Source organism: Streptococcus sp. 2018WUSS126, from assembly GCF_044427425.1.
GTDB lineage: Bacteria > Bacillota > Bacilli > Lactobacillales > Streptococcaceae > Streptococcus > Streptococcus hashimotonensis.
Map to the genome: position 1 here is coordinate 1 of NZ_JAOTGB010000001.1, position 13,235 is coordinate 13,235.

The 13,235-nt window shown below is 34.6% G+C and carries 13 protein-coding genes and 5 pseudogenes; 14 read left to right on the forward strand and 4 right to left on the reverse strand.

Annotated elements, in window-relative coordinates; translation table 11 throughout:
• Nucleotides 1-54: 54 nt before the first annotated feature.
• The 11 genes and pseudogenes from ODU34_RS00005 to aph(2'')-Ia all read left to right on the forward strand — a co-directional run bounded on the left by ODU34_RS00005 (nucleotide 55) and on the right by aph(2'')-Ia (nucleotide 5,789).
• Nucleotides 55-138, forward strand: a complete 84-nt coding sequence (locus ODU34_RS00005) for a 23S rRNA methyltransferase attenuation leader peptide (protein ID WP_001814874.1) — start codon at nucleotides 55-57, stop codon at nucleotides 136-138.
• 124 nt (nucleotides 139-262) lie between these two features.
• Complete coding sequence (gene erm(B) / locus ODU34_RS00010; protein ID WP_002321849.1) at nucleotides 263-1,000, forward strand: 23S rRNA (adenine(2058)-N(6))-methyltransferase Erm(B); 738 nt, start codon at nucleotides 263-265, stop codon at nucleotides 998-1,000.
• Nucleotides 1,001-1,169: 169 nt separating this feature from the next.
• Nucleotides 1,170-1,430, forward strand: a pseudogene (locus tag ODU34_RS00015) (topoisomerase DNA-binding C4 zinc finger domain-containing protein); the annotation flags it as partial.
• 119 nt (nucleotides 1,431-1,549) lie between these two features.
• Nucleotides 1,550-1,789: a peptide-binding protein gene (locus ODU34_RS00020; RefSeq protein WP_000635249.1), complete on the forward strand. Its 240-nt coding sequence runs from the start codon at nucleotides 1,550-1,552 to the stop codon at nucleotides 1,787-1,789.
• A 48-nt stretch (nucleotides 1,790-1,837) separates the two neighbouring features.
• Complete coding sequence (locus tag ODU34_RS00025) at nucleotides 1,838-1,921, forward strand: 23S rRNA methyltransferase attenuation leader peptide (protein WP_001814874.1); 84 nt, start codon at nucleotides 1,838-1,840, stop codon at nucleotides 1,919-1,921.
• Between the two features lie 124 nt (nucleotides 1,922-2,045).
• A pseudogene (locus ODU34_RS00030) lies at nucleotides 2,046-2,513 on the forward strand (rRNA adenine N-6-methyltransferase family protein); the annotation flags it as partial.
• Nucleotides 2,513-2,920: pseudogene (locus ODU34_RS00035) on the forward strand (methyltransferase domain-containing protein); the annotation flags it as partial. The pseudogenes ODU34_RS00030 and ODU34_RS00035, both read left to right, overlap by 1 nt.
• Before the next feature lie 32 nt (nucleotides 2,921-2,952).
• Nucleotides 2,953-3,816 (forward strand): aminoglycoside nucleotidyltransferase ANT(6)-Ia, encoded by an 864-nt coding sequence (locus ODU34_RS00040; protein WP_002294505.1) that lies wholly within the window; start codon nucleotides 2,953-2,955, stop codon nucleotides 3,814-3,816.
• A 43-nt stretch (nucleotides 3,817-3,859) separates the two neighbouring features.
• Nucleotides 3,860-3,982, forward strand: a pseudogene (locus ODU34_RS00045) (adenine phosphoribosyltransferase); the annotation flags it as partial.
• Between the two features lies 1 nt (nucleotide 3,983).
• On the forward strand, nucleotides 3,984-4,349 hold the full coding sequence (locus tag ODU34_RS00050; RefSeq protein ID WP_002303448.1) for a GNAT family N-acetyltransferase: 366 nt from the start codon (nucleotides 3,984-3,986) through the stop codon (nucleotides 4,347-4,349).
• Nucleotides 4,350-5,789 (forward strand): aminoglycoside O-phosphotransferase APH(2'')-Ia, encoded by a 1,440-nt coding sequence (aph(2'')-Ia, locus tag ODU34_RS00055; protein ID WP_001028144.1) that lies wholly within the window; start codon nucleotides 4,350-4,352, stop codon nucleotides 5,787-5,789.
• A 129-nt stretch (nucleotides 5,790-5,918) separates the two neighbouring features.
• Here the strand turns inward: aph(2'')-Ia and ODU34_RS00060 are convergent.
• A pseudogene (locus tag ODU34_RS00060) lies at nucleotides 5,919-6,383 on the reverse strand (transposase); the annotation flags it as partial.
• A gap of 74 nt (nucleotides 6,384-6,457) precedes the next feature.
• On the opposite strand from ODU34_RS00060, the gene ODU34_RS00065 reads away from it, so the two are divergent.
• The gene (locus ODU34_RS00065; protein WP_001015311.1) at nucleotides 6,458-7,138 is read left to right on the forward strand and encodes an IS6-like element IS1216 family transposase; all 681 of its coding nucleotides are present in this window, start codon (nucleotides 6,458-6,460) and stop codon (nucleotides 7,136-7,138) included.
• Between the two features lie 33 nt (nucleotides 7,139-7,171).
• Here ODU34_RS00065 and ODU34_RS00070 read toward each other — a convergent pair whose 3' ends face one another.
• Nucleotides 7,172-7,474: a helix-turn-helix transcriptional regulator gene (locus ODU34_RS00070; RefSeq protein ID WP_029743928.1), complete on the reverse strand. Its 303-nt coding sequence runs from the start codon at nucleotides 7,472-7,474 to the stop codon at nucleotides 7,172-7,174.
• Nucleotides 7,475-7,603: 129 nt separating this feature from the next.
• Between ODU34_RS00070 and ODU34_RS00075 the strand changes: the two genes are divergently transcribed.
• Entirely contained in the window at nucleotides 7,604-9,490 is a 1,887-nt protein-coding gene (locus tag ODU34_RS00075; protein WP_024376919.1) for an XRE family transcriptional regulator, read from the forward strand.
• A 396-nt stretch (nucleotides 9,491-9,886) separates the two neighbouring features.
• Nucleotides 9,887-10,456, forward strand: coding sequence for a hypothetical protein (locus tag ODU34_RS00080; protein WP_024376920.1), 570 nt, complete (start codon nucleotides 9,887-9,889; stop codon nucleotides 10,454-10,456).
• Between the two features lie 38 nt (nucleotides 10,457-10,494).
• Here the strand turns inward: ODU34_RS00080 and ODU34_RS00085 are convergent, their stop codons facing one another.
• On the reverse strand, nucleotides 10,495-12,450 hold the full coding sequence (locus ODU34_RS00085; RefSeq protein ID WP_398578254.1) for a DNA polymerase: 1,956 nt from the start codon (nucleotides 12,448-12,450) through the stop codon (nucleotides 10,495-10,497).
• A gap of 234 nt (nucleotides 12,451-12,684) precedes the next feature.
• Nucleotides 12,685-13,233, reverse strand: coding sequence for a DUF2815 family protein (locus ODU34_RS00090; RefSeq protein WP_024411458.1), 549 nt, complete (start codon nucleotides 13,231-13,233; stop codon nucleotides 12,685-12,687).
• Nucleotides 13,234-13,235 lie beyond the last annotated feature (2 nt).

Here is a 13,235-nt window from a genome sequence, read left to right on the forward strand (position 1 = left end):
AATTGAAGTTAAATTAGATGCTAAAAATTTGTAATTAAGAAGGAGGGATTCGTCATGTTGGTATTCCAAATGCGTAATGTAGATAAAACATCTACTGTTTTGAAACAGACTAAAAACAGTGATTACGCAGATAAATAAATACGTTAGATTAATTCCTACCAGTGACTAATCTTATGACTTTTTAAACAGATAACTAAAATTACAAACAAATCGTTTAACTTCTGTATTTGTTTATAGATGTAATCACTTCAGGAGAGATTACATGAACAAAAATATAAAATATTCTCAAAACTTTTTAACGAGTGAAAAAGTACTCAACCAAATAATAAAACAATTGAATTTAAAAGAAACCGATACCGTTTACGAAATTGGAACAGGTAAAGGGCATTTAACGACGAAACTGGCTAAAATAAGTAAACAGGTAACGTCTATTGAATTAGACAGTCATCTATTCAACTTATCGTCAGAAAAATTAAAACTGAATACTCGTGTCACTTTAATTCACCAAGATATTCTACAGTTTCAATTCCCTAACAAACAGAGGTATAAAATTGTTGGGAATATTCCTTACCATTTAAGCACACAAATTATTAAAAAAGTGGTTTTTGAAAGCCATGCGTCTGACATCTATCTGATTGTTGAAGAAGGATTCTACAAGCGTACCTTGGATATTCACCGAACACTAGGGTTGCTCTTGCACACTCAAGTCTCGATTCAGCAATTGCTTAAGCTGCCAGCGGAATGCTTTCATCCTAAACCAAAAGTAAACAGTGTCTTAATAAAACTTACCCGCCATACCACAGATGTTCCAGATAAATATTGGAAGCTATATACGTACTTTGTTTCAAAATGGGTCAATCGAGAATATCGTCAACTGTTTACTAAAAATCAGTTTCATCAAGCAATGAAACACGCCAAAGTAAACAATTTAAGTACCGTTACTTATGAGCAAGTATTGTCTATTTTTAATAGTTATCTATTATTTAACGGGAGGAAATAATTCTATGAGTCGCTTTTGTAAATTTGGAAAGTTACACGTTACTAAAGGGAATGTAGATAAATTATTAGGTATACTACTGACAGCTTCCAAGGAGCTAAAGAGGTCCCTAGCGCCTACGGGGAATTTGTATCGATAAGGGGTACAAATTCCCACTAAGCGCTCGGGACCCCTTGTAGGAAAATGTCCTAAGTGTGGCAACAATATTGTATTAAAAAAATCGTTTTATGGTTGTTCAAATTATCCTGAATGTACCTTCACTTTAGCTGAACATTTTAGAAAGAAAAAACTCACCAAAACAAATGTAAAAGAATTACTAGAGGGAAAAGAAACCCTGGTAAAAGGAATCAAAACGAAAGATAGAAAGTCCTACAATGCCGTTGTAAAAATCGGAGAAAAGGGATATATTGATTTTATATCTTTCTCAAAATAAACATAAAAGCCCTTTAAAGAGGGCTTTTATATATTAATCACAAATCACTTATCACAAATCACAAGTGATTTGTGATTGTTGATGATAAAATAAGAATAAGAAGAAATAGAAAGAAGTGAGTGATTGTGGGAAATTTAGGCGCACAAAAAGAAAAACGAAATGATACACCAATCAGTGCAAAAAAAGATATAATGGGAGATAAGACGGTTCGTGTTCGTGCTGACTTGCACCATATCATAAAAATCGAAACAGCAAAGAATGGCGGAAACGTAAAAGAAGTTATGGAAATAAGACTTAGAAGCAAACTTAAGAGTGTGTTGATAGTGCATTATCTTAAAATTTTGTATAATAGGAATTGAAGTTAAATTAGATGCTAAAAATTTGTAATTAAGAAGGAGGGATTCGTCATGTTGGTATTCCAAATGCGTAATGTAGATAAAACATCTACTGTTTTGAAACAGACTAAAAACAGTGATTACGCAGATAAATAAATACGTTAGATTAATTCCTACCAGTGACTAATCTTATGACTTTTTAAACAGATAACTAAAATTACAAACAAATCGTTTAACTTCTGTATTTGTTTATAGATGTAATCACTTCAGGAGAGATTACATGAACAAAAATATAAAATATTCTCAAAACTTTTTAACGAGTGAAAAAGTACTCAACCAAATAATAAAACAATTGAATTTAAAAGAAACCGATACCGTTTACGAAATTGGAACAGGTAAAGGGCATTTAACGACGAAACTGGCTAAAATAAGTAAACAGGTAACGTCTATTGAATTAGACAGTCATCTATTCAACTTATCGTCAGAAAAATTAAAACTGAATACTCGTGTCACTTTAATTCACCAAGATATTCTACAGTTTCAATTCCCTAACAAACAGAGGTATAAAATTGTTGGGAATATTCCTTACCATTTAAGCACACAAATTATTAAAAAAGTGGTTTTTGAAAGCCGTGCGTCTGACATCTATCTGATTGTTGAAGAAGGATTCTACAAGCGTACCTTGGATATTCACCGAACACTAGGGTTGCTCTTGCACACTCAAGTCTCGATTAAGCAATTGCTTAAATACTAAGTTCGCTTGCGTTTCATTATGTAGCAGACTATGAGAATTTAATAAAAAAGATATATAGGATGCTGAAGGCTGGTGGCAATTTAGTTTTTACAGTTGAACATCCTGTTTTTACTGCTCATGGAACACAAGACTGGTATTATAACGAAAAAGGAGAAATACTGCATTTCCCGGTGGACAATTATTATTATGAGGGCAAACGGACAGCTATGTTTTTGGAAGAAAAGGTTACAAAATATCATAGAACACTGACCACATATCTAAATACACTGCTTTCAAATAGTTTTATAATAAATCAGATTGTGGAGCCACAGCCGCCAGAGAACATGATGGATATTCCGGGGATGGCGGATGAAATGCGACGCCCAATGATGCTGATTGTATCGGCAAAAAAGAAGATGTAATAATATAGAAAAAATAAACGAGGAGTATGTAAATGAGATCAGAAAAAGAAATGATGGATTTAGTACTTTCTTTAGCAGAACAGGATGAACGTATTCGAATTGTGACCCTTGAGGGGTCACGCGCAAATATTAATATACCTAAAGATGAATTTCAGGATTATGATATTACATATTTTGTAAGTGATATAGAACCGTTTATATCTAATGATGACTGGCTTAATCAATTTGGGAATATAATAATGATGCAAAAGCCGGAGGATATGGAATTATTCCCACCTGAAGAAAAGGGATTTTCCTATCTTATGCTATTTGATGATTACAATAAAATTGATCTTACCTTATTGCCCTTGGAAGAGTTAGATAATTACCTAAAGGGCGATAAATTAATAAAGGTTCTAATTGATAAAGATTGTAGAATTAAAAGGGACATAGTTCCGACTGATATAGATTATCATGTAAGAAAGCCAAGCGCAAGGGAGTATGATGATTGCTGCAATGAATTTTGGAATGTAACACCTTATGTTATTAAAGGATTGTGCCGCAAAGAGATACTGTTTGCAATCGATCATCTGAACCAGATTCTACGGTTTGAACTACTTAGGATGATGTCGTGGAAGGTTGGGATAAAGACAGAATTTTCATTAAGTGTTGGGAAAAATTATAAGTATATTAACAAATACATTGATGAAGATCTATGGAATAGATTATTATCTACATATCGCATGGATTCCTATGAAAATATTTGGAAGTCATTATTTATATGCCACCAATTGTTCAGGGAAGTGTCCAAAGAGGTAGCAGAACTACTGGGGTTTGATTATCCAGAGTATGGTAAGAACATAACAAGATATACCGAGGACATGTATAAAAAATATGTTGAAAATGACTATTTTTAAAGATTAGCAAAGATTATTAACCATAAGCAAGGGGTGTAAATGTATGGAAAGTACTGATGTTATAAATGAAATTAGAGGTATATTACCTCGTAACTCAATTGGAAAATATGATTTACTAACTATTTTTACACATAAAACCGTTTTTGATAAAATTGTAAAAGTACTATATGGTTTTTGATATTGATAATTTAAAAGGATTTCTTAATGATACCAGTTCATTTGGGTTTATAGCTAAAGAAAATAATAAAATTATAGGATTTGCATATTGCTATACACTTTTAAGACCTGATGGAAAAACAATGTTTTATTTACACTCAATAGGAATGTTACCTAACTATCAAGACAAAGGTTATGGTTCAAAATTATTATCTTTTATTAAGGAATATTCTAAAGAGATTGGTTGTTCTGAAATGTTTTTAATAACTGATAAAGGTAATCCTAGAGCTTGCCATGTATATGAAAAATTAGGTGGTAAAAATGATTATAAAGATGAAATAGTATATGTATATGATTATGAAAAAGGTGATAAATAAATGAATATAGTTGAAAATGAAATATGTATAAGAACTTTAATAGATGATGATTTTCCTTTGATGTTAAAATGGTTAACTGATGAAAGAGTATTAGAATTTTATGGTGGTAGAGATAAAAAATATACATTAGAATCATTAAAAAAACATTATACAGAGCCTTGGGAAGATGAAGTTTTTAGAGTAATTATTGAATATAACAATGTTCCTATTGGATATGGACAAATATATAAAATGTATGATGAGTTATATACTGATTATCATTATCCAAAAACTGATGAGATAGTCTATGGTATGGATCAATTTATAGGAGAGCCAAATTATTGGAGTAAAGGAATTGGTACAAGATATATTAAATTGATTTTTGAATTTTTGAAAAAAGAAAGAAATGCTAATGCAGTTATTTTAGACCCTCATAAAAATAATCCAAGAGCAATAAGGGCATACCAAAAATCTGGTTTTAGAATTATTGAAGATTTGCCAGAACATGAATTACACGAGGGCAAAAAAGAAGATTGTTATTTAATGGAATATAGATATGATGATAATGCCACAAATGTTAAGGCAATGAAATATTTAATTGAGCATTACTTTGATAATTTCAAAGTAGATAGTATTGAAATAATCGGTAGTGGTTATGATAGTGTGGCATATTTAGTTAATAATGAATACATTTTTAAAACAAAATTTAGTACTAATAAGAAAAAAGGTTATGCAAAAGAAAAAGCAATATATAATTTTTTAAATACAAATTTAGAAACTAATGTAAAAATTCCTAATATTGAATATTCGTATATTAGTGATGAATTATCTATACTAGGTTATAAAGAAATTAAAGGAACTTTTTTAACACCAGAAATTTATTCTACTATGTCAGAAGAAGAACAAAATTTGTTAAAACGAGATATTGCCAGTTTTTTAAGACAAATGCACGGTTTAGATTATACAGATATTAGTGAATGTACTATTGATAATAAACAAAATGTATTAGAAGAGTATATATTGTTGCGTGAAACTATTTATAATGATTTAACTGATATAGAAAAAGATTATATAGAAAGTTTTATGGAAAGACTAAATGCAACAACAGTTTTTGAGGGTAAAAAGTGTTTATGCCATAATGATTTTAGTTGTAATCATCTATTGTTAGATGGCAATAATAGATTAACTGGAATAATTGATTTTGGAGATTCTGGAATTATAGATGAATATTGTGATTTTATATACTTACTTGAAGATAGTGAAGAAGAAATAGGAACAAATTTTGGAGAAGATATATTAAGAATGTATGGAAATATAGATATTGAGAAAGCAAAAGAATATCAAGATATAGTTGAAGAATATTATCCTATTGAAACTATTGTTTATGGAATTAAAAATATTAAACAGGAATTTATCGAAAATGGTAGAAAAGAAATTTATAAAAGGACTTATAAAGATTGATTATATAATATATGAAAAGCTATTATAAAAGACATTAGTATTAAATAGTTTAAAAAAATGAAAAATAATAAAGGAAGTGAGTCAAGTCCAGACTCCTGTGTAAAATGCTATACAATGTTTTTACCATTTCTACTTATCAAAATTGATGTATTTTCTTGAAGAATAAATCCATTCATCATGTAGGTCCATAAGAACGGCTCCAATTAAGCGATTGGCTGATGTTTGATTGGGGAAGATGCGAATAATCTTTTCTCTTCTGCGTACTTCTTGATTCAGTCGTTCAATTAGATTGGTACTCTTTAGTCGATTGTGGGAATTTCCTTGTACGGTATATTGAAAGGCGTCTTCGAATCCATCATCCAATGATGCGCAAGCTTTTGAATATTTTGGTTGATCGATATAATCATGAATCAATCGATTTTTAGCCTCACGCGCTAAGTTAATATCTGTGAACTTAAAAATTCCTTTAACAGCTTCTCTGAAAGATTTTGAATTTTTTTTAGGAATGGTGGTAAAGATATTTCTTAGGAAGTGAACTTGGCATCTTTGCCAACTTACGTTGGTGAAGGATTTTCTAATGGCAGAGACTAATCCGGTTCTGTTGCAAAGTTTTAAATCTACTATCAAATAAGGTAGAATAATAGAAAAAGATAGCAGGAGGAATGACGATGAATCATTTTAAAGGAAAGCAATTTCAGCAGGATGTGATTATTGTAGCCGTGGGCTACTATCTTCGTTATAACCTTAGCTATCGTGAAGTTCAAGAAATCTTATATGATCGTGGCATTAACGTTTCTCATACGACGATTTATCGTTGGGTGCAAGAATATGGCAAACTACTCTATCAAATTTGGAAAAAGAAAAATAAAAAATCCTTTTATTCATGGAAAATGGATGAAACGTACATCAAAATTAAAGGAAAATGGCATTATTTGTATCGAGCCATCGATGCAGATGGTTTAACCTTGGATATTTGGTTACGTAAAAAACGGGACACACAAGCAGCCTATGCTTTTCTTAAGCGGTTAGTGAAGCAGTTTGATGAACCGAAGGTTGTAGTCACAGATAAAGCCCCCTCTATTACAAGTGCCTTTAAGAAACTAAAAGAATACGGCTTTTATCAAGGGACAGAACATCGTACCATTAAATACCTGAATAATTTGATTGAACAAGACCATCGTCCAGTAAAGAGACGCAATAAATTCTATCGAAGTTTACGCACTGCCTCTACAACGATTAAAGGCATGGAAGCCATCCGAGGATTATATAAGAAAACCCGAAAAGAAGGCACTCTCTTCGGGTTTTCGGTCTGTACTGAAATCAAGGTATTATTGGGAATCCCAGCTTAAATCATAGATACCGTAAGGGATTTTATTCTTTATTTAAAACTTTGCAACAGAACCCTTTTGTTCCATGAGAAGGTTGTGAGTTAGCTCATCGACCTTCTTTTTGTTTGTCTTGTTGAGTTGTTTGTAGAGGGTGAGGTGGGGATGTTCTTCTTGAAGGTTACTTGCTTCTATATGGAGGACTTGAGCCAGTTCTTTGAGGTGTTTCTTATTAGGGACAGTTTTGCCTGTCTCCCAAGCAGACAGTGTGGCTCTTGTGACCCCTAGTTCGTTTGCGATAGCTGTTTGGGATAGATGATTGGTTAATCGATATTCTTTTAACTTACTGGCAGAAAACATTTTCTCACCCCTTTTGTCATTTTATAGATTGACAAAATTATATCATAGTGTATAATATAAAGCAAGAGTAAAGAGTAGGTATGTTTGTAATTCAAATCTCGATAGCACTATGTTTTAGGAGAACAGGATATGGCGTTTAATTCATTCGAAAAATTGCTTCAATCAAACTATTATAACGATATTTTCAAAGCAGTAGATAATTATATTTACCACCACCGTTCCTATATATCGGTCAAGTCACATACTGTTGAAGACCCAAACTTTAAGAAGTTGGATGATTTTGCGATAAAGAAAGTCTTGTCTCGTAAAGTTAGAGACGGAATAATTGTTTCTGAACTTCAGGTCATTGCTTCTCTTGAAATTAAGGGGCAGACGAAGTATGGCTATGAAATAGATAGTGCCAATCTGTGGTTAAGAATGACGGTTGAGTATGAGTTGAATGAAGGAATACATAATTTTACAGTTCTTCAGGTTAATCCCTTTGATCCAAAAGATTATGATAATAGTGAATTAGGTCTTAGTCCAGAATTTGTTCCATACATTAAAGCTAAGGATATGGATGAGATTGCGGAAGGAATTTTGAAGCAATATTACCCTCAAGCACTAGAAGCTCCCATGGCTTTGCCGATTGATGGCTATCTTGCCAATATCGGATTGACTAAGATGGAGGGTAAGTTAACAGAGGATAGTTCCATTTTTGGAGAGATGGTCTTCAAAGATACAGAAGTTCTATTTTATGATGAGGATACTCCAGAATCAAGACTCGTGAAGAAAAAGACTATTTTAGTAGATCCCGAAGTTATCTGCTTGCGTAATCAAGGGAGTTATAATAATACAATAGTCCATGAATCAGTTCACTGGTTGCTCCATCGTCATCATAATGAGTATAAAATGCTATTTGATCAGAATCATAAACGAAGTAGTAGTCTAAGAGATAACACTATCTCTAGTTCATCAGAGTGGAGAGACTATGACTGGATGGAGTGGCAGGCAAATGGAATTGCTGCTAGAATTCTGATGCCTAAGTCCATGACAAGGCAAAAGGTCAATCAACTCTTTACAGACTACTCCTTAAAATATGCTAGTGATGAGAAATTAACCATGTTTGAAAGAATCATAGATGACCTCGCAGAATTCTTTCAGGTCTCTCGCCTAGCGGCTAAAATTCGGTTACAACAATTGGGCTATCATGAATTTGAAGGCATTTATAATTTCGTTGGAGATGAATATCTACGAAGCTATGGTTGTGAACTTAAAGCTATGACTGAAAACAAAAGCTTCACTATTGCCTTTCCCAACGCTTGTCTGTTGAGTTGGAAGAATGAACAGTTTAGGAAGTTGATGGATTCAGGTCGATATGTTTATGTGGATAACCATTTTTGCTTGAATGATCCTCAATATGTGAACATGGTGGAGTACGGTATTTACGAAATGACAGACTATGCATACAAACATATGGATGAGTGTTGCCTATTGTTTGATATTTTCTATAAGACAGATAAAAATAAGTCTATATCGATCACTATCTTTAATGAGTATGTGATGTATCGTGGAAAATCGACGGTTGAAATAGAGGTGGATTTCTCTGAGTTCACCAATATTGTTAATGGTTCAATAATTCTAGATAGTGGACGAATATTTGAAGAGGTAGTCAGAATCAATGATGAGATGCCGAGTGGCTTTTGTGCCATGCTTATCTACCATCGTACACGCAAAAACATCACTCAAGAAGATCTTGCTGAGGCATCAGGTGTTAGTTTATCTACTATTCAGCGTTTTGAAACTCAAAGAGATGCGAGTAGGAAACTGGAAAAGATGATGGGGATTACTCTTGGAATGAAGCTATATCCTGACTTTAGCTTTAAGTTGATTGAAAAGAGTGGTACAACATTTAGAGATGAGATGCCGACTCATTGTGCTTATAAGATGTTGCTGAGATATTACTATCATTTGGGAGCTTATGAATGCAACCAGAAGTTGATAGAGATGAAGATTCCTGAATTTTGGGAAAAATAATTTTAACGACACCCTTCAAATTTTGAGGGGTGTTTTTTTGTTTGTTATGCGTGTATTTGAGAGTGGAGGTCATCAAGTTAAGTATGTGAAAGGAAGTTTCAAAAACACTGATTTTAACGATTTTATTGAATGAGGGAAGCTGTTCTACCCCTCATTTTTTGCTGTGTACCATTTCGTTCAATGGTACTATACTAGACTTATCAAGAACACCTTCTGTCAATACGGAGTCATGACGATGACCATAATTTCAGATGTAGAGATGGTGGGAAACTATTTCAGCTTGTGAAATTGGCTGACCGATAACATAGAGGAAAGTAACTATGCGGTCAAGAATATTTTTTGCATGCCTTGATTTGTCATGTGTGCTTTCGGTATTAACTGGAAAGCCAATCAATCATGACAATCAATGTCAACTTTTTCAACTACTGCCAAGCTCAATCTTCATCAACTGGAGTACATCCAACTGAAAGTGAAGTACTAGCACCTATGTTTGTACAGGATTACTACATGACTTCACATCATTCAGGTTTGCTACGTGGCACGTTTCGTCAATGTCGTATCATGGGTATTTCAATACTAACTGCCTTTGTTCCAGTCGCAGAAGAGGACTATGAACAGATGGTCTGGTGGTATAACAACTCAGTTAATGATTATCTCAAAGATTTTCGTAAGCCGAGTAAAAATGCCCCTAAAGTTTCATCCTGGGAAGCATTCACAGAGAAACAAGATTTACCAGTTATTGATGATGGGATTGAGCTTTATCTATTCATGGATCAATTTGAGTTTTTGAAATCAAAACTTGCAGAATCAAACTTTCAAGCACCAGAAATTTTGGAAATGCTATTTGATGGTTATGAGAATAAGGAAATCTTTGAAAAACTAGGAGTTCAGAAATCTGCAGGCTATAAAAAAGTCAATAATACTAAGAAAGAAGGGTTTGAGCTTTACAAAGAATTAAATAAATAACAGAATCGCCATCTCAATTGTGAGGTGGCGATTTTTTGCTAATCTTTCTGATAGAATATGCATTCGTATCCATCGGCACGAAGGTTAATATCAGACATCCAGTCTGGTGCAATCCCCATTAATAATGCAATCTCATCAAGTTTTTGTTCCATTGGGCATTCGATTATTACTTCATCATGTACATGTCCTACAATTTTAAACTCTTTCAGTTGTTTCAAAGAGTATGCAAGAATGTCACGGCTGATAGCTTGTACAATGTTCTCCACAAATTTTGGACCATAACTTTCTAACCTCTCCCAACGTTTAGCAGTTCCAGTTCCCTCATAAGTGACGGACTCTCCACCGAACTGGTTCTCTCCAATTCTTGGTTTAATATATGCTAATTTACGACCAGATGGGAGTGTAATGAATAGAATGCCACTTCTTACTTCAAATTGAATACCGTGAGTAGATGTTGGAATTTGTTCCTTTACAGCAGTCTTTACAGCATTATCGACATCCCACCATAAGAGAACGATATTGGGATTTGCTTGTCGCCAAGAGTTCACTAGTGGTTGGAGTTCTTCCTCCGATAGTCCCATATCAATTGCTCCCATGCCTTTGAGTGCACCGACTGAACCACCATATCCGCAAGCAAGTTCCGCAATTTTCCCTTTTTGTCTCAATTCAGAATTTTGTCCGTGTTTTTCAACTGGTACTCCAAACATCTGAGAAGCGGACATACAGTAGATGTCTTTTCCCAGTTCAAATACCTTACTACGCCATCTCTCCCCTGCCAAGTGGGACAGGATTCGAGCTTCGATAGCTGAAAAGTCGCAAACAATGAATTTCTTTCCTTTACTAGGGACAAAGGTCGTTCGGATAAGTTGAGATAAGGTATCTTGTGTGTCGTAGAGTAGCTCAGTAGCTTCTAAGTCACCTGTTCTGAAAAGTTCTCTAGCTTCCTCTAGGTCAGGAAGATGGTTCTGTGGTAAATTCTGAAGCTGTACCAAACGGCCAGCCCATCGACCTGTACGGTTAGCTCCGTAAAATTGAAACATCCCCCTTGCTCGACCGTCCTTACAAACACAGTTCATCATGGCTTGATATTTGGATACACTTGATTTGGCGGCTTGCTGACGAAGTTTAAGAACTTGAGCAGTCGTATGATCAACCATTTTGAGAAGTTCTTTCACCGCTTTTTTGTCGAGTGAATCTGTAGTTACTCCATGTTCACGTAGCCAGCCAATCATCTGTAGAACAGAGTTGGGATTTTCTAGACTTGTTAAAGCTTTCAGTTCCTCTTGGATTTGAGCTTTGCTCTCTGTATCAATTTTGATTGCTGCTTTAACAAAATCAACATCTATGCCAATACCTCGGTCGTTGATAATCTGATCCTGGAGGTACTCATCCCAAACAAAATCAGGTACTGGGAAGTTTTTCAGTCGTTCCTTGATGGCCAATTCGACCTCAACATCACGTCTGTTGTAATCGATAAAGGTAGCCCACTTGTCAGGCGCGTGATGTGGAAAGTTGCGAATTCGTCCCTCATTGACTTTGGTAGGCTTACAAGGTACGCAGAAGTAGCGAATGAGGTCAGCCCCCTCTCTCATCTTTTTGTCTTTGAGTTTGAGAACTGTTCCAACCCCTTCTAAGGAAAGTGGGAGTCCTAAATATGCGGACCAAATCATGCTACACCGCCATGAATTAGGCGAGAGAAATCCATCTGATAAGAATTCAGGATGATATTTCTTGAGCCAGTTGGATATGCAAATTCGCTCAAATGAAGCGTTGAATGCCCATTTTATGACACTATCATTCACCAAGGCCTCAAGGATATCTTGTGGAAATTTCTCTTTAGTTAAGTCATATACAGTAACTGGTCCATTATCGACAGATACCGCAAACAAAAGGATTTCAAAACTGTCATCTTCCGCATAGCGATAGACACCAGATTTTCGTAAGTCAATTTCACAATAAGTTTCGATGTCTATACTGATCTCTTTAATTGGCATAGTTTGTCCTTTCTGAAAAAGGTGACAGAAGTACTGCCACCTTGAGTTCTATTTGTTTTTTCGACTGAGTGGTGTTTGACTAAGTTTTTCTTTATTTTGCTTTGCCTTTCGTTCCATTTCATTTCGAATGTCATCTCTAATGGTCATATATCCGAAGTATAGTCCGATAAGCACCCAGAGGCTCATAATAGTACAAGTTAAAATAGTATACATCATTAATCTAATTCTCTCTTTCTAGTTCAAAAAGTCATCATCGTCTTCTGTCGCAAAATCATCTTCAGCACGAGTGCGACCACCGAGGGGCTCGCCATCACGCAATTTTTGCAAGTTATTCAAACCGCAAGCAATCCCTTTATTGCCATTGGAATTAAATGCGTAGAAGGTAATAGAAGCACGTCCGTAGATGCCTGAATACAATTCTGATGTATCAATGATTTCTTGACGATTTCCGTCAACCACCCCAGGTTTGTGTGGAGAGTTGGCATTCACAAAGTAAGCATTTTTGTATGCTTCATCATCCGGGCGTTCAAGGTCACCATCACGAAGTGGAGTTTTTAGAGTAGATAATGCAGGTACAGATTTACCGTTGCCCTTGAGTTTTGACTCACCTTCTTTGTATGCTTGCTCAATAGCGGCATTGATTTTGTTAATGGTGACAGTATCCTCTTTTGGGATGATGAGTGAGGCACTGTACTTGGGAATACTACCGTTAATTGACTTGGGCTCGTTGGCATTTAAGTAGCTGAAGCGAGTGTTTGGTCCTGTTATTACTTTGGTTGTCATAT